General features: G+C 65.8%; 19 protein-coding genes and 1 pseudogene. 11 read left to right on the top strand and 9 right to left on the bottom strand.

The window, feature by feature from the left end:
- Positions 1 to 25: 25 nt before the first annotated feature.
- Positions 26 to 1,249 carry an acyl-CoA dehydrogenase family protein gene (locus GJ631_RS12730; protein WP_156709518.1) on the bottom strand — a complete coding sequence of 408 codons (1,224 nt, stop codon included), beginning with the start codon at positions 1,247 to 1,249 and terminating at the stop codon, positions 26 to 28.
- Between the two features lie 125 nt (positions 1,250 to 1,374).
- On the opposite strand from GJ631_RS12730, the gene GJ631_RS12725 reads away from it, so the two are divergent.
- The 3 genes from GJ631_RS12725 to GJ631_RS12715 are packed head-to-tail and all read left to right on the top strand — an operon-like array spanning position 1,375 to position 2,989.
- Positions 1,375 to 2,544: a CaiB/BaiF CoA-transferase family protein gene (locus GJ631_RS12725; protein WP_156709517.1), complete on the top strand. Its 1,170-nt coding sequence runs from the start codon at positions 1,375 to 1,377 to the stop codon at positions 2,542 to 2,544.
- A 51-nt stretch (positions 2,545 to 2,595) separates the two neighbouring features.
- Complete coding sequence (locus GJ631_RS12720; RefSeq protein ID WP_156709516.1) at positions 2,596 to 2,784, top strand: hypothetical protein; 189 nt, start codon at positions 2,596 to 2,598, stop codon at positions 2,782 to 2,784.
- 1 nt (position 2,785) lies between these two features.
- A complete protein-coding gene (locus GJ631_RS12715) occupies positions 2,786 to 2,989 on the top strand; it encodes a hypothetical protein (RefSeq protein WP_156709515.1) in 204 nt (67 codons plus the stop codon).
- 22 nt (positions 2,990 to 3,011) lie between these two features.
- Here the strand turns inward: GJ631_RS12715 and GJ631_RS12710 are convergent, their stop codons facing one another.
- From GJ631_RS12710 to GJ631_RS12685, 6 genes are all read right to left on the bottom strand, one after another.
- Positions 3,012 to 3,914 carry a DMT family transporter gene (locus GJ631_RS12710; protein ID WP_370518666.1) on the bottom strand — a complete coding sequence of 301 codons (903 nt, stop codon included), beginning with the start codon at positions 3,912 to 3,914 and terminating at the stop codon, positions 3,012 to 3,014.
- A gap of 73 nt (positions 3,915 to 3,987) precedes the next feature.
- Positions 3,988 to 5,682, bottom strand: a complete 1,695-nt coding sequence (locus tag GJ631_RS12705; protein WP_156709514.1) for a thiamine pyrophosphate-binding protein — start codon at positions 5,680 to 5,682, stop codon at positions 3,988 to 3,990.
- Between the two features lie 70 nt (positions 5,683 to 5,752).
- Positions 5,753 to 7,786: a TRAP transporter fused permease subunit gene (locus GJ631_RS12700; RefSeq protein WP_156709513.1), complete on the bottom strand. Its 2,034-nt coding sequence runs from the start codon at positions 7,784 to 7,786 to the stop codon at positions 5,753 to 5,755.
- Between the two features lie 3 nt (positions 7,787 to 7,789).
- Positions 7,790 to 8,878, bottom strand: a complete 1,089-nt coding sequence (locus GJ631_RS12695; protein ID WP_197425046.1) for a TAXI family TRAP transporter solute-binding subunit — start codon at positions 8,876 to 8,878, stop codon at positions 7,790 to 7,792.
- 160 nt (positions 8,879 to 9,038) lie between these two features.
- Positions 9,039 to 10,040: a TIGR04024 family LLM class F420-dependent oxidoreductase gene (locus tag GJ631_RS12690; protein WP_156709512.1), complete on the bottom strand. Its 1,002-nt coding sequence runs from the start codon at positions 10,038 to 10,040 to the stop codon at positions 9,039 to 9,041.
- 7 nt (positions 10,041 to 10,047) lie between these two features.
- The gene (locus GJ631_RS12685) at positions 10,048 to 10,824 is read right to left on the bottom strand and encodes an SDR family NAD(P)-dependent oxidoreductase (RefSeq protein ID WP_156709511.1); all 777 of its coding nucleotides are present in this window, start codon (positions 10,822 to 10,824) and stop codon (positions 10,048 to 10,050) included.
- 175 nt (positions 10,825 to 10,999) lie between these two features.
- Between GJ631_RS12685 and GJ631_RS12680 the strand changes: the two genes are divergently transcribed.
- From GJ631_RS12680 to GJ631_RS12670, 3 genes are all read left to right on the top strand, one after another.
- Positions 11,000 to 11,962: an MBL fold metallo-hydrolase gene (locus GJ631_RS12680; protein ID WP_156709510.1), complete on the top strand. Its 963-nt coding sequence runs from the start codon at positions 11,000 to 11,002 to the stop codon at positions 11,960 to 11,962.
- Positions 11,959 to 12,648: an HAD-IA family hydrolase gene (locus GJ631_RS12675; protein WP_156709509.1), complete on the top strand. Its 690-nt coding sequence runs from the start codon at positions 11,959 to 11,961 to the stop codon at positions 12,646 to 12,648. Before GJ631_RS12680 ends, GJ631_RS12675 begins: the two co-directional genes overlap by 4 nt.
- A 93-nt stretch (positions 12,649 to 12,741) precedes the next feature.
- Positions 12,742 to 13,521, top strand: a complete 780-nt coding sequence (locus GJ631_RS12670; RefSeq protein ID WP_156709508.1) for an SDR family NAD(P)-dependent oxidoreductase — start codon at positions 12,742 to 12,744, stop codon at positions 13,519 to 13,521.
- A 392-nt stretch (positions 13,522 to 13,913) separates the two neighbouring features.
- On the opposite strand, the gene GJ631_RS12665 is transcribed toward GJ631_RS12670, so the two are convergent.
- Entirely contained in the window at positions 13,914 to 15,128 is a 1,215-nt protein-coding gene (locus GJ631_RS12665) for an acyl-CoA dehydrogenase family protein (protein ID WP_156709507.1), read from the bottom strand.
- Positions 15,129 to 15,265: 137 nt separating this feature from the next.
- On the opposite strand from GJ631_RS12665, the gene GJ631_RS12660 reads away from it, so the two are divergent.
- From GJ631_RS12660 to GJ631_RS12640, 5 genes are all read left to right on the top strand, one after another.
- Positions 15,266 to 16,348: a phosphotransferase family protein gene (locus tag GJ631_RS12660; RefSeq protein ID WP_370518665.1), complete on the top strand. Its 1,083-nt coding sequence runs from the start codon at positions 15,266 to 15,268 to the stop codon at positions 16,346 to 16,348.
- Positions 16,349 to 16,475: 127 nt separating this feature from the next.
- A complete protein-coding gene (locus tag GJ631_RS12655) occupies positions 16,476 to 17,147 on the top strand; it encodes a DUF4166 domain-containing protein (RefSeq protein ID WP_156709506.1) in 672 nt (223 codons plus the stop codon).
- Positions 17,144 to 18,100 (top strand): YndJ family protein, encoded by a 957-nt coding sequence (locus GJ631_RS12650; RefSeq protein ID WP_156709505.1) that lies wholly within the window; start codon positions 17,144 to 17,146, stop codon positions 18,098 to 18,100. The genes GJ631_RS12655 and GJ631_RS12650 overlap by 4 nt, the downstream gene beginning before the upstream one ends.
- 52 nt (positions 18,101 to 18,152) lie before the next feature.
- Entirely contained in the window at positions 18,153 to 19,163 is a 1,011-nt protein-coding gene (locus GJ631_RS12645) for an alcohol dehydrogenase catalytic domain-containing protein (protein ID WP_156709504.1), read from the top strand.
- Between the two features lie 54 nt (positions 19,164 to 19,217).
- Positions 19,218 to 20,852, top strand: coding sequence for a rhomboid family intramembrane serine protease (locus GJ631_RS12640; protein ID WP_156709503.1), 1,635 nt, complete (start codon positions 19,218 to 19,220; stop codon positions 20,850 to 20,852).
- A gap of 6 nt (positions 20,853 to 20,858) precedes the next feature.
- On the opposite strand, the pseudogene GJ631_RS12635 reads toward GJ631_RS12640, so the two are convergent.
- Positions 20,859 to 21,137, bottom strand: a pseudogene (locus GJ631_RS12635) (METTL5 family protein); the annotation flags it as partial.

Here is a 21,137-nt window from a genome sequence, read left to right as displayed (position 1 = left end):
CCGGGCCGAGCGAGCGGCGACGGTGTCAGTTGACGCCCAACTCTTTGGCGATGGTGTTCAACTGAATCTCGTCGGTTCCCTCAACGATACGCAGGACACGGGCTGTCTGGAGTTCGCTCATGAAGGGGTTGTCCTCCGAGAGGCCGTTGCCGCCGTGGACCTGCACCACGTCGTCGGCGATGTCAAACATGACGTTCGAGGCGAGATACTTGACGATGGAGGACTCCTGAATCGCCTGCTCGCCGTTGTCCATCAGCCACGCGAGTCGGAGCGCGGCGGCGTCGGCTGCGAAGGCGTCGGCCTTCCCGCGGGCGAGTTTGTGCGAGACACCCTGGAACTTCCCGATGGGGCGGCCGAAGGCCTCCCGTTCGTTGGCGTACTCGGTGCCCTTCTCGAGGAGGAATTCCGAGTGGCCCAGCGCGCGGCCGCCGATTTCGAGCCGGCCCAGCGAGAGGAACTCCATGGCGTCGTAGAAGGCGCCGTCCTCGGTGCCGAGGACGCGGTCCTCGGGGATGCGCGTGTCGTCGAGCGAGATTTCACCCTGCATCCCCGTCATGCCGACGGCGTTGTTCATCGAGGTGACCTCGTACTCGTCGGCCTCGACGATGAAGCAGGTGATGCCGCCGTACCGTCCCATCTCCTCGATGGGCGAGGTGCGGGCGAACACCTGCACGAAGTCGGCGTAGGGGGCGTTCGTAATCCACTGTTTGGAGCCGTTGATGACCCACTCGTCGCCGTCTTTCTCGGCCGTCGTCGACATGTTCGGGGAGTCCGACCCGACGCCGGGCTCCGTCTGGGCGAAGGCGGTCGATTTCTCGCCGCGAACGCAGGGCAGGAGGTACTCCTTGATTTGGTCGCCCTCCGCCTGTGCGAGCAACGGTTTCGGCCCTTCGGGTCCGGCGAGGACGTATTCGGAGAGTCCCGGCCCCGTGGAAGCGACGTGTTTGATGGCGCGATACCACGTGACGTTGGAGACGCCCTCACCGCCCACGTCTTCGGGGAGGTTCATCGCGTAGAAGCCGGCGTCGGCGCTCTTCTTGCGGACCTCCTGTATCGCCTCCTGAACTTCGGGGACGAGACGACCATCGTCCTCGTGTCGCTTCCGTGGGTTCGACCACGTCTCGCCCAACTCGCTCTCGATGGGTTCGACCTCCTGCTCGATGAACTCCTCCAGACTGGAGAGGATGAGACTCGTCTCCTCGTCCGTCTCGAAACTGACGCCCGTGGGTTGGGCTTCCTGTGTTGCCATACCACCACATACGACGGCCGCCTCTTGAACCCTGCGCGCCGTCTGGCAGGGGCATTTAAACAAACCACGCACGGACGGTTCCCGGCTGACGGCAGGCTTATGTGGCGAGGCACCGACCCGAATCCATGCGACTCGATGGCGTTCGCGTGCTCGACCTCACGCGACTGCTCCCCGGCCCGTACGCGACGCAATTGCTCGCCGACTCCGGCGCCGACGTGGTGAAGATTGAGGACACCGGCTCGGGCGACTACGCACGGCACATGCCGCCGACGACGGAAGCCGGTGTCGGCGCCGTCTTCGACGCCGTCAACCGTGGCAAACGAAGCGTCGCCCTCGACCTCAAAAGCGAGGGCGGCCGCGAGGCGTTCTACGCGCTCGTCGAAGACGCCGACGTAGTTATCGAGAGTTTCCGCCCGGGCGTCACCGAACGCCTCGGCGTCGACTACGACACGCTCACCGAACACCGCGATGACCTCGTGTACTGCTCGCTGACGGGGTACGGACAGGAGGGCCCCCACGCCGACATCGCTGGCCACGACCTCAACTACATCGGGCTGGCGGGCCTGCTTGACATGACTCGCGACGACGACGAGGAGAAACCGCGGATGCCGGGGTATCAAATCGCCGATATGGCGGGGGGACTGCTCGCCGCCTACTCGGTGTGTTCGGCGCTGCTCTCGCGGGAACTCGGCAACACCGGCGGGGAGTATCTCGACGTGGCGCTCACCGACGCCGTCGTCTCCTTCTCGCAGGCACTCGCTCCCCAAGCCCTCGCCGGGGATGACCCACGGCCGGGTGAGACGCCGCTGACCGGCGAGTACCCGTGGTACGACGTCTACGAGGCCGCCGACGGCAAGTACGTCACGTTGGGCGCGCTCGAACCGCAGTTCTGGAGCGCGTTCTGTGAGGCCGTCGACCGACCCGAACTCATCGGCAAGCACATGACCAACGACCCCGCCGAACGGCAGGCGGTCCGGGAGGAACTCGAAGCCATCTTCGCCGAGCGAACGCGGGACGAGTGGGCCGAGACGATGGCCGACGTGGACGCCGCCGTCGACGGCGTCTACTCGCCGGCCGAAGCCTTCGACCACCCCCAAATCGAGGCCCGGGGATACGTCGAACGGCCCGACGACGGCCCCCCACGTGTCGGGTTCCCGCTGTGTGGCTCCGATATCGAGCATTCGGCGACCGTCGACACGCCGGGCCACGGCGAACACACCGACGAACTCCTCGAAGCCGCGGGACTCGCCGAGGAGGATATCGAACGCCTCCGCGAGGACGGCGCCGTCCGCTGACGGGCCGAAGTCGGCACAATCACTATACTCACCGCGTCCGTTCCCCCGGGCGTGACACACTGTCCGCACTGTCAAGAGGAGATGGAGGTACCGAACGCGGCCACGATTCGCGTCGACGAGTTCTTCAGCGAGGAGGCCGGCGACATCGACGTCAGCGCCCAAGAGCACGTCCAGTTGGAGTGTCCCAACTGCGAGGCCGTCCTCGGCTATCTGGCCGTCGGCGCGGCGGCGGGGGGCTGAGATGAAGTGTCTCGACTGCGGCGCCGACAACGATACGCCCGCCGGCAAACAGATACTGCTCGAAGAGATATTCGACGGGAACGTCGACGTCGACGCCGGCGCCCAACAGCACACCCAACTGGAGTGTAAAGAGTGTGGTGCGGTGTTGGGGTATCTCGGTTCGGCGGCGGCTATCGGCTCCAGCAACGTCCGCGGCTACTACTGACGCGATACCCCTGCGAGGGGACTCACTTTCCGGTTGAGTCGATGAGGTCGGCGAGGGCCCGCCGTTTCAACAGCACGAAGCCGAAGAACACGATGGCGAATCCCACGATAGAGAGCGGACTGATGGTCTCGCCGAGGAGGACGACGCCGGCGACGGTGGCGACGACGGGGACGAGGTAGGCGACGAGGCTCGTCTCGAAGGCCCCGCGCTCTTCGAGCAAGGTGAAGTAGATGACGAAGGCGATGGCCGTCGAGAACACACCGAGGTAGACGACCGCGCCGAGCGCCGTCGGGGCGGCAATCGCTCCCGTCGGGACTTCGCCGACGGCGAGACTGCCGAGATGCAGCGTCACGCCGCCGAGCAGCATCGACCACCCGGTGAGTGCGACCCGCTCCATCGTCGGCCCGGCCCGCTGTACCAACACGCCGCCTAGGGCAACGCTTACGACCTGTCCGACGATGAGGAGCCGTCCGACGGTGTCGCCGGCGAGCAAGTTCCCAGGGTCTGGTCGGACAATGAGGCCGATACCGAGAAATCCGAGAACGACGCCGATGGCTCCGGCGCCGGTGAGTCGCTCACCGAGCATGCCGAGCGCCCACAGCGCCGTCGCGATGGGGACCAGCGCCTGCAGGATGGCGGCGACGCCGCTGGGGACGGTCTGTTGGCCGACGAACAGCAGACCGTTGCCGGCGACGAGAAAGAGACCGCCGCCGACGATGGCCTCGGCGTTGTTGCGGCCCACGGGGCGCCAACTGTCGGTCGTCAGGATAGCGTAGCCGAGCAGTAGAACCGCCGCAACGTCGTAGCGGAAGGCGGCGAACAGCAGCGGCGGGATGAATTCGAGACCGACGCTGATTGCGGGGAAGGACAGCCCCCACATCGTCGCCAGCGCGGCGAACAGGGCAGTAGCGTAGAGCCGTGACACGATATCGAGTAACGGTCGTCGCGTGAAATCGCTGGCGTTTCGCGGTGACAAAGAGGAGACCGAAGCGAGTCGGTCAGTCGTGGACCAACACGTCGATGACGTCCGGCCCCTCGCTTTCGAGCGCCTCCTCGTACACCTCGGGGAACTCCTCGGGCGTCTCGACGAGGTGGCCACGGGCACCGTGGCTCTCGGCGTTCTTCGGGATGTCGACGTGGGGTTCGAAGTCCATGCCGACGAACTCGTAGTCGTCTTCCTCACCGCCCATCATCTTCACGGTGTTGTCCTTGAGGATGCGGTAGTTGCGGTTGTCGGGGACGACGACGGTCATATCGAGGTCGTGACGGGCCGCCGTGTACATCGAGTGGGGGTAGTACAGATACGACCCGTCGCCGATGTAGCCGACGACGTTTCGGGGGTCGTCCTGCAGGGATTCGGCGAAGGCCGCGCCGACGGCGGCGGGTAGCCCGTAGCCGAGGCCGCCACCCTTGTTCGAGAGGTACTGTTCGGGTTCCATCGGGAATCGGGTGAGGAGGGCGAACTTCGAGGTGACGCCCTCGTCGACGATGTAGGTGTCCGGGTCGACGGCTTTCATGTTGTCGACGAGTTCGGCCTTCGACGACCGGGTGTCGCCCTCCGGTGTCTCGTCCTCGCCGAGGTCCTTCATCGTCGCTTCGAGGCTGGCTTTCATCGTCTCGACGTAGTCGATGCGGGACTGCCGCTCCTCCTCGTCGAGACGGTCCTCGACGCGCTCGGCGATGGCGTCCATCACGCGGCCGGGGTCGCCGATGACTGCCGAGTCGGCGGGGTGATTCTTGCCGACCTCCCAGGGGTCGCTGGAGACATGAATCGTCGTCGTGTCCTCGGAGACGAGCGGGTTCTCGTGGTGCAACAGCGTCGTGTTGGTCGAGGTGCCGACGAGCGCCAGCGTGTCGGTGTCCATCAGCATCGAGGCGATGCCCTCGTCGGGCCCGATGAAGGAAATCCACTGCGGGTGGTCGGTCGGGTAGTTCACCTCGCTGGCGAGGATTTCGCCGTGGACGCGTGCGCCGGTCGCCTCGGCGAGTCGGACGGCGGCGTCGACGGCGTCCTTGCCTGCGCGGGCGACGTGGTCGCCCAACACGAGGACGGGCTGGTCGGCCTCGAGGAGTTGGTCGGCGGCGGCCTCGATTTGAGCCGGGTCGCCCCCGCCGGCGTCGGGAATCGGGCCGAGTCGCTCGGGGTCGGCGTCCGTCTCGGTCATCATCACGTCGGCCGGCAGCGCGAGGAAGACGGGACCGGTCGGCGGCGTCATCGCGACGCGGAACGCCCGGCGGACGAGCATCGGCAAGGCGTCGATGTGGGTCACCTCGGCGGAGTACTTACAGAACTGCTCGACCATCTGTTCTAAGTCGCCGGTGAGGATGGGTTCCTCGTGGCGGAAGTCGAGTTCGTGGTTGCCCGCCGTGACGACCATCGGGACGCCGCCGTACATCGCACCGAAGACGTTGCCGAGGCCGTGTGCGAGTCCGGGGGTGACGTGAAGGTTGGCGACGCCAACCGGGCAGATTTCGGGGTCGTCGTCGGCGTGGTAGCGTCGGGTCGAGGCGTAGCCGGCGGCCATCCCCGTCGCAACGTCCTCTTGGAGTCCGAGGGCGTACTCGACGTCGCTTTCGGACAGCGCGTTCATGATGGGCAACTCGGTCGTTCCGGGGTTGCCGAAGACGTGTTCGACGCCGTACTGCTCGAGCGCGTCGACGAACAGGTCGGCGCCCGTGTAGGTGTCGGTCATGGTGCTACCTGCCGCGGCCGTCGGTAAATAGTTGATTCCGTCGGAAGTCGGCCGCTTTTAGTGGGTTCTATCATTGTCGAGAGGGAGTGACGACGGCCGGCAGTCGGCCGGTGTTCGCGAGTGCGAGCGTCAGCATGAGCAGTCCGGCCGTGCCGAGTTGCACCATCTGTGGGCCGAACATCGCCCCGCCGGCGATGACGAGGTAGACGATGCGGTGTGGCCACCCGAGGTCGCTGGCGCCGTCGTAGCCGACCGTCGCGACGACGACGGCGACGGTGCCGGCCAACACGACGAGCAAATCGATGGGCGTCGACGACGACCACACGATGATGCCGTCGTTGGCGACGAACGCGAAGGGGATGACGAACCCGGGGGCGCCGATGCGGAGTGCCTGCTTACACGACTGCAGGAAGTCCGAGTCGGCGATGCGGGCGCCGACGGCGACGGCGACAGCCACCGGCGGCGTAATCGCTGACAGCATCGCGAAGTAGAACACGAACATGTGTGCGGTCAGGGGTTGGATGGTGAACGTCTCGCTCGTGGTCAGTGCCGGCGCGACGAGTGCTGCCACGACGATGTAGGCGGCGGGTGTCGGCATCCCCAGTCCGAAGAGGATGCTCGTCGCCATCGCCAACAGCAGGAGGACGACGAGAATCCCGCCGGCTAACGCGAGCATCCGGAAACTGATACGAGCGCCGAGGCCGGTCTGTTCGACCATGGTGATGACGATGCCGAGCGAGGCGAGGATGCCGACCAGCGGTGCCATGTCGACGGCACCCTGCCGGAGACCGTCGAAGGTCGTGACGGTGAAATCGACCGCGACCTCGACTGGCTCATCGTCCCCGCGGTAGGCGTCGATGAGTCGCTTGAGAAGCGCCGAGGGGACGAGCGCGACGATGGTGTAGAACCCGGCGCTCAGCGGCGAGAAGCGCAACACGACGAGCGTGTACAACAGGACGCCAAGCGGGATGACGTAGTGGATGCCGTCCAGTAGGATGCTCTTGTCGAAGGTTCCCTCGGCGTCGGTCGTCCAGTCGAACTTGTGGATGATGAGATGGACCGCGGCGCCGACGCTGAAGTAGAACAAAAGCGCCGGAAAGAGGCCGGCTTTGACGACTTCGAGGTAGGGGATACCCAGGATGTCGGCCATGAGGAAGGCGGCGACGCCCATGATGGGCGGCAGCATCTGGCCGCCGCTGGAGGCCACCGACTCGATGGCACACGCGAAGTCCTCGCGGACGCCCTGGTCTTTTATCATCGGAATCGTGAAGCTCCCGGTCGTCGCGGTGTTGGCCGCGGCGCTGCCCGTGATTGAACCCATTATCATGCTCCCGACGACGGCGACTTGGACGACGCCGGTCTCGAGGACGTTCCGCACCTCGCGGCTGAGGTTCAACACGAGGTCCATCAGGCCGTAGGCCTTCGCCATGCCGGCGAACATCAGGAAGATGGCGACCGCGGTGGTACCGACCTCGAGGATGAAGCCGTAGACGCCCGTGAGGCCGATGGCACCGTTGCGGGCGACCTGTTGCCAGTCCATGCCGGTGTGATACAGCACGCCCGGCAGGTAGGGGCCGGCGAAGGCGTAGGCGATGCCGGCGACGACGACACCAGCGATGACGTTGCCGTAGGCCCGACGTGTCGCGTCTGTGACGAGTACCATCGCGGCGACGCCGACGTAGTAGTCGGTCGTCGTCCATCCGAAGATGGGTGCGTCTTCGAGCAGTCGTGCGAAGTTGAACTCGACGTATCCCGCCAAGGCCAGCGCCACGACGGCGCCGGCGAGAAGCATGACCACGTCGAGTGCCTTCCACGGACCGTGTTCGAACAGCGACGACTCCGTGTCGTCGGTTTCGGCTACGAGGCCGTCCCCGCTCCGTTTGGCGACGTGTTTCTCCAGCAGTTGGACGAGGTAGAACAGCGCGACGCCGACCCCGAGGAAGACGTTCGCGAAGCGAACGCGCACCCAAAACAGGGTGTAGGCGTAGTAGATGGTGTACAGCGTCAGGAAGACGGCGAAGGCGTAGATGATGCTCCGCAGTCCCAACTCGACCGGCGGTCGGTCGAGTCGCTCGCGGACGCCGAGTGGAGCCTCACGCTCCATGGCCTACTCCTCGTACCGTTCGAACTCGTCTTTCCAGACGCCGATTTCCTGGTAGAAGTCGGCGGCGGCGGGGTGGAACGGGATTCCCTCGTACATGTCGCTGACCCAGTACTCCGGTTCTTCGTGATAGCCCAGCAGGGCGTTGTACTCCGAGAGGTTCTCTCGGTTCTCGTACAGCGTCTCCAGCAGCGCGTAGACCGCGTCGTAATCGAGGTCGTGACGGCTGATGAAGTTGTAGGCGAACGTGATAGAGGGGATGGTGTCCGGGGTGTAGTCGTAGCCCTCGAAGGAGGTCATGTCCACGTCCTGAATCAGCAGGCCGGGGTCCTCACGCATCGACTCGACGGCGTCGTCCGGCCAGCCGAGCAGTCGAAGGTCGACGCTGCCCTTCATCTCTTGGACCCAGCCGGGCTCGATGTCGCCGTTGAGGATGGTAATCGCGGCGGAGTCGATGCGGCCCTCGCTGAACGCACCGCCCAACTCACCGTAGCCGACGCTGACGCGCTCGTAGCCGTCGACGGCGAAACTGAGGCCGTGCTCCAGTGCCGGTGCGGTCCCGGAGCCACGCGGCGTCGGGACGACGCGACTGTCGGATTCGATGTCGGTCACCGATGTCCAGTCGGCGTTGGCGGTGGCGAAAATCCACGGGAGGTTGTACAGGTGGAACACCTGTACGGGGTCGTAGCCAAGGTCGTCGAACGGGGCCTCTCCCTGTCGGAGTCGCTCCGCCGTCCAGTTCTGGATGTAGGCGATGTCGCTCTCCTCGCGGTCGAGTCGAGCGACGTTGGCGTCGGTCCCGTTGCTGGGTCGGGCGTCGATGCTGACTGAGCCGTCGCTGTACTCCTCGACGGCGGCCGAGAGGCCCTGACTCGCGGCGTAGGCCGTCGTACTCGACCCCGACGTGGTCATCACGAGGTTGCCGTCCGAGCCGGGTGCGGGACCGCTGTTGCCGCCATTGCCGCCGTTACCACCGTTACCGCCGTTTCCGCCGTTGCCGCCGGTACACCCGGCGAGGGCGAACGCTCCGGCACCGAGGCCGGTCGTTGCGAGAAACCGTCGACGTGTCGATTGTCGTGGCTTTTGGTCTGCCATACAGTCGCAAAACGACCCCGGGGTTAAGAACCCCGCGTGAATCTTCAACTATCCAAAAGTTCCTAACAGTTTCGCACTAACCAGCTCTATTGGGGAACAATGGTAGGGTTTGGAATGATATGGGAAACAGCGGTAAGGGCAGAGCCGAACGGGAGGGGCGTCAACGCGGCTGGAGTGCTCGCATCGTCGACTCGATTTGTTCGAGATTCGCCGCCCGTGGGAACGACACCGAGACGGCTTCGACGCCCTCGACATCGGTGAATCGATCGAAGTGTTCGCGGGCCCCCTCGGGCGTGCCCCAGACGACCAACTGTTCCAGGAGGTCGTCAGGCAGCGCTTCCATCGCGGCCTCGCGGTCGCCGTCCTGGTAGTTGTCGTAGATGGCGTTGGCGACCTCCTCGTGGCCCTGTCGGGCGAGGTTGTCGCGGTAGTACGTCCCCATACCGCCGAGGTAGAAGACGGCGTGCTGTTTGGCGAGCCGTTTCGCCTCTGCTTCGTCCTCCAGGGCACAACAGGTCAACGACAGCGTGACGCGCTGTTCGGAACGGTCGCGGTCGCCCATCTCCGAGCCGCGTTCGAAGTCCTCCAGTCGGTCCCGGAGACCATCCCGCGTCAACATCAGCGCGTGCCAGCCGTCGGCGAACCGGCCAGCGAGTTCGACCGCCTTCGGACCCATTCCAGCCGTCTCGACGGGCGGAACCGGGTCGGGAGCCTCACAGCGCAGTCGGAACCCTTCGAGGTCGAAGTACTCCCCGTCGTACTCGACTTCCTCGCCGGAGAGGACCTGCTTGACGATGTCGACGGTCTCCCGCGTCCGACGGAGGGGATTGCCGAACTCCGCGCCGTGCCAGTTCTCGATGACGATGGGACCGGAGGGGCCGAGCCCGAGTCGGAATCGGCCCTCCGAGACCTCCTGTAGCGTCGCCGCACTCTGGCCGATGAGCGCGGGCGAGCGGGAGTACACCGGCATAATCGAGGTGCCGATGTCTATCGTCTCCGTCTCGCGGGCGATACAGGTGAGCGTCGTCACGGCGTCGCGACCCCACGTCTCGGGGAGCCACGCGGTGTCGTAGCCCAACTCCTCGCCGAGTTGGGCCTGCTCGACGAGCGCGTCGACGCTCGGCTGTGCGGCGACCGGGAGGAACACGTCGCGTTCGGTCATTGGGGAATCACAGTTGGGAGTCCTCTAACGGCGGGACGCCCTGTGCCGTAATGGTTTCGCCGACGATGTACGAGGAGGCGTCGCTGGCGAGGAACTGGACGATATCGGCTATCTCCTCCGGGAGACCCATCTCCTTGGCGATGTCGCTTCGTTCGACGTTCGCGGGGTCGATACCCATCTGGGAGGCGACGCCTGCCGTGCCGACGAGGCCGGGAGCGATGCAGTTGACGCGGATGTCGTGGTCGGCGTAGTTGGCCGACAGCGACGTGGTGAGGTTGACGACGGCGGCCTTCGCGGCGCCGTAGTGGCTCATGTACTGAGAGCCCATCGTCCCGGCGACGCTGGCGAAGTTGATGATGGTGCCGCCCGACTCCTGTTTCTGCATCTGCTGGCCAGCGACCTGGGCGCCGTGGAAGGTGCCGTGGAGGTTGATGTCGACGATGGTCTTCCAGCCGTTCTCGGAGATGTCGTCGAAGCCGGCCATGAAGGAGGCACCTGCGTTGTTCACCATGCAGTCGACGCTGCCGAACTCCTCAACGGTGGCCTCGATGAGCGCCTCGACGCTGTCGCGGTCGCGAACGTCGCACTCGACGGCGATGGCCTCGCCAGGCCGGTCGCTCTCGTTGATTTCGGCGGCGACCTCGTCGATTTTCTCCTGTGTCCGGGAGGTGACGACGACGTTGGCGCCGTCGTCGGCGAACCGCTTTGCGGTGACGGCGCCGATACCCTGACTCGACCCCGTGATGACGGCCGTCTTGCCGTCGACGCTGAACTGCTCTAACATCGATACTCACGCGCCGCGTGGACGCCGGTGTTTGCTGCTGTCATGTGACGCCTGACCCGTTTCGAGGGAGCGTTAATAAAGGTAAGTCCGTTCGGTAGTATATTGAACATTGGAAGGTGTGGCAGCTGACTATTAAAACAAACTCTTATGCCGAACGGTCGCATTCTACCGCTGAATGGAGACACGGAGCAAACAGGGGAGCGTCCGCCGACTGGAGTTCGACGTGGACTGGCCGCCGGGCCACGTCGCCTGCTACCTCATCGAGGGGTCGGAGCCGATTCTCGTCGACGCCGCGCTCCCGGACCACGAAGCGGCGTTTCGCTCACAGCTCGCCGAGTTGGGGTACGAACCGGGCGACATCGAACACGTTCTCGTCACCCACCCCCACGTCGACCACATCGGCCTCGTTCCGACGGTACTCGAGGAGGGCGACCCGACCGTCTACGCGCCCGCGAGCGTCGAAGAACGATTCAATCGGGACCCGGACGGCCTCGAAGCCCGCGTCCGCGAGAACTGCACCCAGGCCGGCTTCCCCGACGAGCAACTGGAGATGGCTGTCGACATGGCCGTCGAGTCACTGGAGCGGAACCGAGAGCTTCTCCCACCGACGGCAGTCGACGTGTGGATAGAACCCGGCGACAGAACCGAAATCGGCGACATCGAAGTCGACGCCGTGCACGTCCCCGGCCACCAGGCCGACCACCTGAGCTATCCGACCGAACTCGACGGCGAGTCGGTGCTGCTCGGCGGCGACATGGGCATCCAGCCGTTCCGCCCCGTCGTCATGCACGACGGTCTCGACGACGGCCACGTCGAGGCGTTCGACGCCTTCTACACCGCTCTCGACCGCCTCGCCGAACTCGACGTCGACCGCGTCTATCCCGGACACGGTGCCGTCCACACGGACCTCACGGGCGCCGTCGAACGCGACCGCGGCAGCCTCGATAACCGCCTCGAACGCGTGACCGACCTCGTCGCCGACGGCTACTCTACTGTCCCCGGCGTCGCGATGGCCATCGCCGGCGACCGCGACGTGAAGTACCTCATCCCCGAGACGATGAGCGCGCTCGCCCACCTCGATGCGACCGGCGAACTCGACAGCGAACTGCGCGACGGCGTTCGGTACTACGAACCGTGAGCGACGACCGCCGCTACGACACCGTCTTCTGGGACATCGGCGGCGTCATCGTCGAACTCGCATCGGTCCGGGAGGGGTACGCCGCCTTCGTCGCCGAACTCGCCGACGAGCACCAACTCGACGCCCAATCGGCACTCGACGACTGGAAGTCCGCCCTCGGCGAGCACTTCCGCGGCCGGGAGGGTACCGAGTACCGAACCGCAAGCGAGGGCTACCGGAAGGCGACGGCCGCGCTGTTCGACGGGGACCCGCCGGAAGGGTGGCGAGCAACCTTCGACCGCTGTACTGCGGCGACGCTGCGCGCCGAAGACGGTGCAATCGAGACCATCGAGACGCTGTCCGACGCCGGTATCGAGCAGGCCATCGTCTCCGATATCGACACCCACGAAGCCGAGAACATGCTTGACTCGTTCGGCATCCGGGAGTGTTTCGCCCACGTCACCACCTCCGAAGCCGTCGGGCACACGAAACCCGACGAGCGAATGTTCCAAGACGCCCTCGACGCAACCCAAGCGGACCCCGAACGGACGGTAATGGTCGGGGACCGCCACTCCCACGACGTCGCCGGGGCATCGGCGCTCGGCATCGCCGCCGCCGGCTACGGCGAGGAAGGGTGGGGCCCAGAGGCCGACCACGAACTCGAAACCCTGCGGGAGTTACTCGCGGTCGTCGGCGTCTCGGACTGAGGCGTTCGTCGCTCGTTGCCACGACCCCTACTAAACGCCCCTCGTATCACCGTCCAAATCCTTATAGCGAAACCCGGAGACACCTGTGTTGCAATGGACCTAGGACTCGACGACAAAACCGCCCTCGTCACTGGCGGTGCCGGACGCATCGGAAGCGAAGACTGCCGCGTACTCGCCGAGGAGGGCGCCGAAGTGGTCGTCCTCGACGTGAACTACGAAGCCGCCGAAAACATCGCCGACGAAATCGAGGAGGACTACGACGGCACCTCCCACGCCGTCGAGTGTGACCTCACCGACCGCGAAGACGTCGCCGACACCGTCGCCGCCCTCGAAGAGGAAACCGGCGGTATCGACATCCTCGTCAACAACGCCGGGATGGTCGACGCCCGCGACAAAGTCGAGGACTTCGATGACGAAATCTGGGACCGCGACATCGCCGTCAACCTCACCGGCGCCTACAACATCACGCAAGCAGTCTACCCCGGAATGAAGGAACGCGGCTTCGGTCGCATCATCTCGATGTCCTCGATGGCCGGCTGGCAGGGCGGCTTCGGCCAGCTCTCGTATTCGGCGACGAAGGCGGCGCTCATCGGCTTCGGCAAGACGCTCGCGCTCGAAGGCGCCCAACACGGCGTCACCTCCAACATCATCGCCCCCAGCATCGTCGTCGGCCAACTCGCGGACCTCCCCATCGACCAACTCGAACAGGTCGACGAACACTTCGCCCGCATCGCCAAGGCCACCCCGATGCGGAAACTCGGCAAGGAAGAGGACGTCTCGAACCTCGTCGCCTACCTCGCCTCCGAACAATCCAACTACATCACTGGACAGGTCATCGGCGTCACCGGCGGTATCGACCTTTTCTCCTTCTAGCACCCACTTTTTGCACGCTCGGCGCGGCTCCGCCGCGCCTCGCGGCAAAAACTTGGGGAAAAATAGCGCGTGCTCCTTCGGCGGCCTCCGGCCGCCTCAGTCCGCGCGCGCTACCGAGTGCTCACTCCGTTCGCGCTCGGAGAACCGCCTCGGGGGCGACCTGACGGACGCCCCCGAGGCGGATGCTAGCCAAATAATTTGTTTCGGGCTTAAAACGCTCGCGCCTCCGGCGCTCGCGGATGCTTCTGATGTTTTCTTTTTTCTGAGTGTCCGTGCGAGCGAAGCGAGCACGGTTCGCGGCGACGAGACGGCGTAGCCGTCGAGTCGCCGTAGCGCACGATGACTACCGCGCGCCGAAGCGCGCGACATGGGTTCGCGTGCAAAAAGTGGGTTTAGAACGTGGGGGTTCGCTCCAGTTCGTGGGCGTTCTCCTCGGCGCCCTCGAAGGCGTCGCGGGCGATGACGCGCTGGTGGACCTCGTCGGCGCCGTCGACGATACGGAAGGCTCGGACGCCCTCGTAGAAGTCCGCAAGCGGGAGGTCACGGGAGATGCCGGCGCCGCCACAGCACTGAATCGCGAGGTCGATGGTCTCCTGGGCGACGTTGGCGGTGAACACCTTCGACATCGAGACGGGGACGCGGGCCTGTTCGCCACGAGCGATTTCCTCGGCGGCGTGACGGACCATCGTCCGGGCGGCGTGAAGCTCGGTCTCCTTGTCGGCGATGTCGTAGCGCAGCGACTGTTTGTCCGACAGCGACGAGCCGAACGCCTCCCGCTCGCTCATGTAGGCCTTCGCGATGGTGAGCGCCCGCGTCGCCATTCCGGAGAAGCGCATGCAGTGGGTCAGGCGGGCGGGACCGAGTCGCTGTTGGGCGATTGCGAAGCCGGTGTTCTCCTGTCCCAGCAGGTTCTCCTCGGGGACGCGCACATCGTTGAACTCGAATTCGGCGTGGCCGTGGCCGTCGAGGTCCGGACCGAGATGGGGGATGTCGCGGACGAACTCGACGCCGTCGGCATCGGTGGGCACGAGGATGATGGAGGCGCCCTTGTAGGGGTGGACGTCGGGGTCGGTGACGGCCATCACGAGGATGACATCGGCGTGGCTGCCCTGCGTCGTCCACCACTTGTGGCCGTTGATGACCCACTCGTCGCCGTCTTTCTCGGCGGTCGTTTTGAGCATCTTGGGGTCCGAACCGGCGCCGGCCCGCGGTTCGGTCATCCCGAAGGCCGACCGGATGTCGCCGGCGACCAGCGGTTCCAGCCACTCTTCTTTCTGGGCCTCGGTGCCGACCAACTCGATTGTGTGCATGTTGCCCTCGTCGGGGGCGTCGACGCGCATCGCCGACGCGCCAAGAAGGGAACGCCCGGCCTCCTCGAACAGCGGCAACACGTCCGAGAGGTCATACCCCATCCCGCCGTGTTCCTCGTCGATTTGGGGGCAGTAGATGTCACGCTCGCGGGCCTCCTCGCGGAGGTCCTCGATGACGTCCTCGCCAACGGGTCCGCCGCCGAGGTGTTCGCGTTCCGTCGGGATGACGACGTCGTCGACGAACTCGCGTGCGCGGTCGGCGAGTTCCTTCGCTTCCTGGGAGTCGTGGTACTCCATGCCGGAGCGTTTAGGGCACAACATTGTAAAAGAACCGGCGAACTCCCGGGCCGTTGTCGCGGCGACGGCGGCAGATATTTGGGGCAGGGTCGCACACAACTCCTTACAATGTTAGCGAATTCGGAGGGTGTCGGCTGGTGACGGACACTAGCTCCGACTACTTCGACCGCATCGTCGACCGTGAGAAACTGCAGGCGTACCTCGAATCGGAACTCGGCCCCGCCGAGACCTTCGAGGTCTCCCACCACCAGGAGGGCCACTCCAACGAGACGCTGTTCGTCACGTGGGGCGAGCAGGAACTCGTCATCCGGCGACCGCCGCCGGGCGACATCGCCGAGAACGCCCACGACGTACTCCGGGAGTACCGCGTCATCGACGCGCTTCAGGACACCGAGGTCCGGGTCCCGACGACCGTCTTTGCGACCGACGACCACTCGATTCTCGGCTGTGACTTCTACGGGATGGAGAAAGCCGACGGTGACGTGCTCCGCGACACCGAACCCGAACGGTTCGCAAACCCCAAGGCACGGGAGGCCATCGGCCACGAACTCGTCGACCGACTCGTCGAGATTCACGAGGTAGACTACGAATCGGTCGGCCTCGAACACGGCGACTTCGGTTATCCACCGGGCTTTACCGAACGGCAGGTCCGCCGGTGGTCCGAGCAGTTGACGTGGGCCTTCGAGGTCACCGCCGAGGAACGCGAAGTCGAGACGCTGTACGACGTGATGTCGTGGCTCACCGAGAACGCCCCCGACGACGACGAGTACCCCTCGACGCTCGTCCACGGCGACTACAAACTCGACAACGTGATGTTCGCGCCCTCGGATGACCCCGAAATCGCGGCCATCTTCGACTGGGAGATGTCGACGCTCGGTGACCCCTTCACCGACCTCGGGTGGATGCTCTCGTATTGGCGCGAGGAGAAGGACCCCGAACCGCCCACGCCGACGCTGGCCTCGACGTTCATGAGCAACGAGGGCTACCCCACCCGCCGCGACCTCGTCGAGCGCTACGAGCGGAAGACCGGCTTCGAGTTCGACAACTGGAAGTTCTACTGGGTGCTCGCCGTCTACAAACTCGCCGGCCTCGGGGAGATGTTCTTCCGGCGGTATCTGGAGGGCAACTCCGACGACCCGATGTACCCGAAGATGCGTGAGGGCGTCCCTGCACTCGCCGAACAGGCTCAGATGATAATCGACGGCGAGATGGAACTCTAAGCCACCGACTTCGGGGAATCCTCTTGACGTGGCCGCTCGAAGAGGCCACTATGGACGTACCTCCATCGACTCACTCCCGACGCCTCGAATCGGTTTCTCCACCTCCTCGCCTCACGACAACCCACCGATGACGGGCGTGTACGAACGCGCGCTCGGTTCCGAGGCCGAGGACCTTCACCCCAAGGTGCGACAACGCTACAGCATCGGCCCCGAAGACGGGTTCGCAACCGTCGGCCGCGGCGAGATGGACATCCGGCGCGGCGTGCAGTTCCTCCCGGTGCTGTACGCCATGCCGACCCGGAACCTACTCTTTCCCGAATCCGGCGACGACGTTCCCTTCTCGGTGACCACCGTCGCCTACCGCGACGAGGCCGGCCACGAGGTGATGACCACTCGTCGAGAGTTCGAGTTCGAATCGACACGCCGACGGTTCGATTCGCTGACCGTCTGGGACGCTGACGCCGGGCGACTGCTCGACTTTCTCGGCTTGGGCGGCCACATCGTCTCCGAACTCCACCCCCGCGTCGAGGACGGCGCACTCGTCGTCGAGGGCGGCCGCCAGTGGCTCCGCGTTCGGGGGCGCTATCTTCCGATGCCGGGGCCGCTGGCGGCGACGGTCGAAGTCCGGGACCGCTACGAGGAGACCGACGAGAGCTATCACGTCGATGCAGTGGTCGAAACGGTCGCGGGAGAGGTGCTGTCGTATCGCGGCGCGTTCACCCAGGAGCGAGAGCCGATGGACGAGGTGCCGGCGGACCTCCGCCCGACCCGTGGCCTCTGGACGCTCCCGCCGGAATGACCCGGCATCGAACCGCTCCGTCGGTTCGAGGCGTCGCGTTGACCGATTTGAGCGCGATAGCCGGCGCGATACTGTGGGTCGGCCTCGCCGTCGGATTGGGTCTCGACCCCATCGAGCGAGCACTCGCGCTCGCACCGCTCGTGTTGGTGCCCCTCGGCGTCGGCTTCGCCGCGACGCCGGCGTTCGACGGCCTCGCGGGCCGATTGTACGCGGCCGCCGTCGTTTCTCAGCCGGCCGGCGCGGCGCTGTTCGCCGGGTCGCTCGTCGTCGACTCCGACGTTGTGGCTGCCGCGATGGCGTCGGCCTGGTTGGTCGTTGCTATCCTGTTGGCGCTCGTCGCCACCGTCCGGACCGCCGACCGCGGGCCGTGGCCGCTCGCCGAGACAGTCATCGACGCTGGATTGGCCTACACCGTGGTCGGTGCGGCCGCCCTCGTCCTGTATCACCTCGGTCTGACGCTGTGGTTTTCGCCGGTCATCGTCCTCCTCACGGCGGTTCACTTCCACTACGCCGGGTTCGTCCTTCCGGTGACGACTGGCCTCGTCGGCCGGTGTGCCGTCGCCGACGCCGACGGCGTCCTGTACCGACCTCTCGCTGGCGTCGTCGCGGTCGGCCCGGCGATAATCGCCGTCGGCATCTCGTTTTCCCCGGCCGTCGAACTCCTCGCAGTCGGCGTCTTCACTGCCGCGGTCGCGGTGCTCGGCGGGTACATCGCCTTCCGGATTGCTCCGACCCGTCGGCGGCCGCAAGCAGTTCTGCTTGCAGCGTCGGCGCTGGCGCTTCCCGTCTCGATGCTCTTGGCGCTCGTCTACGGCCTCACGGCGTTCACCGGACGCGGGTTCGCGGGGTTGAGCATCTCCCGAATGGTGTCGCTTCACGGCACGCTGAACGCCTTCGGGTTCGGCTTACTGGCGACGGTCGGGTGGCGACTCGCGGTGCCGACCCAGGAGTGATGACTGTCACCGCATCCCGAACACCTAACCCCTCCGCCGAACAGTCCCGTCCATGCAAGCCGCCGTGTTCACCGCTTTCGGCGACGGAGACGAAGTCGAACTACAGGAGCGCCCGGACCCGACGCCGGCCGCCGACGAAGCCGTCGTCGACGTTCGTGCCTGCTCTATCAACCGTCACGACCTCTGGATTCTGCAGGGCGACTCCGCGATGGTTCCGGAGGGTGCGCTGCCGTTCGTCTCCGGCCTCGACGCTGCCGGCGTCGTGAGCGAAGTCGGCGACGACGTACACGGACTCGAGGCGGGCGACCGCGTCCTGTTGTGTCCGAACCAGACCTGTGGGGAGTGTGAGTTCTGCCGGGAGGGGCCCGAAACCCTCTGTGAGCAGTTCATGCTGTTCCACGGCGCCCTCGCCGAGCAGGCTGCCGTCGACGCCAGCCGCCTGATTCAGCTCCCCGACGGAGTGGGGTTCCGTGAAGCCGCGGCGCTGCCGACCGCCTACCTCACCGCCTGGCACATGCTCCAGGAGGCCGACGTGGGGCCGACGGACCTCGTGTTCGTCCCCGGCGCGACCGGTGGCGTCGGCGTCGCCGCGGTCCAACTCACCGACGTGCTCGGTGGGACGGCAATCGGCACCTCGACCTCCGAGCGCAAACTCGAACGCTTACGTGACCTCGGCTGTGAGCACACGATTCACTCGGCGGACCCCGATGAACTCACCCGAGAAGTACGCTCGCTCGGCCCGGTCGATGCGGTGGTCAATCATCTCTCCGGCGAGTACACGCAGGTCGGCCTCGAAGCCCTCCGCCGCGGTGGCACGATGGTCATCTGTGGTCGGACCGCCGGCTCCTCGCAGTTCAAGCCCGCGCCGTTCTTCCTCAACCACCACCGCATCGTCGGCTCGACGATGGGTACCCAACCCGAGTTGGAGACGCTCGTCGAACTGCTCGCCGACGGCGAATTCGAACCGCCCGTCGGCGATACATACGCGCTCTCGGAGACCGGCGACGCCTTCGACGACATGCTCGAACGGGACGCCTTCGGGAAACTGGTCGTCGAGCCGTAGCACCGCCTCGGCGAACCGCCGAGTTATTTGACGCCCCCGCTCCTCGTCGGGGGTATGGCAGATTGGGCCGTCGCCTGGTACGTCGTGCTCGCGGTCGGCGTTCTCGTTTCGCTTTCGACGCTTATCGCGCTCGCCCGGCCCGGCGGACGCTGGGGGCGACTCGCCCGGAAACGACTCGTGTTGGGCGTTCCGTGGGGGACGCTCCTCGTCGTCGCGGTCGTCGCGGCGTTCTATCTGTTCGTCCAGGACGGCCTCGCGAACCCTTACAACCCCGTTACCATCCCGTTTCGCGCGTGGGGGTACTTCTATCCGACCGGGATGCTCACGGCGGGGTTTGCCCACTCGGGATTGGGCCATGTCACCGGTAATCTGCTCGGAACGCTCGTGTTCGGAACGCTCGCGGAGTACGCCTGGAGTCACTTCCCCCGCGAGCGCGGTCGCTCGTCGTTTTCGTCGCTCCGGACGAACCCCTTCGCGCGCATCCTCGCGTGGACCGGCGGCGTGTTCGCGGCGACCGTCCTCACGTCGCTGTTCGCCCTCGGACCGGTCATCGGCTTCTCCGGCGTCGTCTTCGCCTTCGTCGGGTTCGCACTGATTCGATACCCGCTGTCGACGCTCGTGGCAGTGCTCGTCAGCGGCGTCGTCAGCCTCGTGTACAGTTCGCTTCGGTCCCCCACACTCCAACAGACCGCGGCTGAATCGTTCTCCCGGCCGTGGTGGGCCAACATCGCCATTCAGGGCCACGCACTGGGGCTGTTCATCGGCGTCACGCTGGCTATCGCGCTGTGTTACCGCCGAAGCATCCGCCCGAACCCGACGCACCTGTGGCTCGCCGCGCTCGTCTTCGCTGTCGACCGGGGGTTGTGGGCCGTCTACATCATCGAGGGTTCGGAGACGTTCCGGCTGTTCCGTGCGCTCGGGACGGCACTCGTCTTCCTTTTGGCCGCGCTAATCGCAAGCGGTGCGGCGGCCTCGACGCGTGACCTCATCGCCAGCATCGACCTCTCGCGTCGTGAAGCGGCGTACGGTCTCGTCCTCGCGTCGCTGTTCGCCCTCGCATTGGTCGCCGTCCCGCTGAATCTCTTCGCCGTCGACGACGCCAGCGCCGGTATCGACGACGCCGAACCGACCGAGGTCGGCGACTACACCGTCTTTTACGCCGAGGGTGTCGAAAACCAGTTCATCCCGGCCGTCCCGCTCCCGGGCGGAAACTCGACGGACCGAATCAACGCCAGCGGCGTCATCGTCGTCTCCGAGGAGCGGAACATCTGGTGGGAGGAAGTCTCGAAGAGCAGACTCGCCGCTCGTGGGACGGCGACGGTTCGACTCGGCGGTCTCACGTGGCACGAAGACGTTCGCGCAAACCGGACGACGTGGCGGGTCACAGGTGGCAACCAGACGTACAACGTCCGTCTCGGCCCCGCCGCGGCCGACGAACAGTCGGTCGTTTACCGGGCCGAACGAGCCACCGCCGATGCCCGCATCGACGGCCGGAACGTCTCCATTCAGCCAGTCGAGGCTCGCTTCGATGTCGTCGTTTCACGGAACAACGACACGCTCGGCCGAGCGGCTATCCCCGCAAACGGAACGGAGACGACCGTCGGCGGCCTCACCGTCGAACGCGACGAACGTGACCTCTTTGTCGAACGCGGCGAGACGCGCGTCCGCATCGCCCAGCGCTCGAGGTGACTTGCCTCACTGTCCCCACTCGATACGGAACACTTCGGTGTCGATACTTCGGGTCGACTCCTCGTGGTGGTCGAACTGTCGCGGGAGGTCGAACTCCGCGGCGAAGGCGTGGGTCACCGAGCCGCCGTTGTCGGCGGCGAACGATTCCACGAACGATTCGCTGCCGGCGTTGTGGACGGAGTAGGAGACGGCGGCGATATCGACGGCGGTTTCCAGAAAGGCGCGGTCGGCGCCCTCGTTGCCTGTCTGGGCACCGAACGGCGGATTCATCAGAACCGTCACCCC

It is taken from the genome of Natronomonas sp. CBA1123, from assembly GCF_009741925.1.
Lineage (GTDB): Archaea > Halobacteriota > Halobacteria > Halobacteriales > Haloarculaceae > Natronomonas.
This window is presented reverse-complemented; position numbering and strand designations above follow the sequence as displayed.

Coding starts and splice junctions, on each gene's coding strand:
- GJ631_RS12730 (WP_156709518.1), bottom strand. CDS start 1,249: ATGGCAACACAGGAAGCCCAACCCACGGGCGTCAGTTTCGAGACGGAC.
- GJ631_RS12725 (WP_156709517.1), top strand. CDS start 1,375: ATGCGACTCGATGGCGTTCGCGTGCTCGACCTCACGCGACTGCTCCCC.
- GJ631_RS12715 (WP_156709515.1), top strand. CDS start 2,786: ATGAAGTGTCTCGACTGCGGCGCCGACAACGATACGCCCGCCGGCAAA.
- GJ631_RS12705 (WP_156709514.1), bottom strand. CDS start 5,682: ATGACCGACACCTACACGGGCGCCGACCTGTTCGTCGACGCGCTCGAG.
- GJ631_RS12700 (WP_156709513.1), bottom strand. CDS start 7,786: ATGGAGCGTGAGGCTCCACTCGGCGTCCGCGAGCGACTCGACCGACCG.
- GJ631_RS12695 (WP_197425046.1), bottom strand. CDS start 8,878: ATGGCAGACCAAAAGCCACGACAATCGACACGTCGACGGTTTCTCGCA.
- GJ631_RS12690 (WP_156709512.1), bottom strand. CDS start 10,040: ATGACCGAACGCGACGTGTTCCTCCCGGTCGCCGCACAGCCGAGCGTC.
- GJ631_RS12685 (WP_156709511.1), bottom strand. CDS start 10,824: ATGTTAGAGCAGTTCAGCGTCGACGGCAAGACGGCCGTCATCACGGGG.
- GJ631_RS12680 (WP_156709510.1), top strand. CDS start 11,000: ATGGAGACACGGAGCAAACAGGGGAGCGTCCGCCGACTGGAGTTCGAC.
- GJ631_RS12670 (WP_156709508.1), top strand. CDS start 12,742: ATGGACCTAGGACTCGACGACAAAACCGCCCTCGTCACTGGCGGTGCC.
- GJ631_RS12665 (WP_156709507.1), bottom strand. CDS start 15,128: ATGGAGTACCACGACTCCCAGGAAGCGAAGGAACTCGCCGACCGCGCA.
- GJ631_RS12655 (WP_156709506.1), top strand. CDS start 16,476: ATGACGGGCGTGTACGAACGCGCGCTCGGTTCCGAGGCCGAGGACCTT.
- GJ631_RS12650 (WP_156709505.1), top strand. CDS start 17,144: ATGACCCGGCATCGAACCGCTCCGTCGGTTCGAGGCGTCGCGTTGACC.
- GJ631_RS12645 (WP_156709504.1), top strand. CDS start 18,153: ATGCAAGCCGCCGTGTTCACCGCTTTCGGCGACGGAGACGAAGTCGAA.
- GJ631_RS12640 (WP_156709503.1), top strand. CDS start 19,218: ATGGCAGATTGGGCCGTCGCCTGGTACGTCGTGCTCGCGGTCGGCGTT.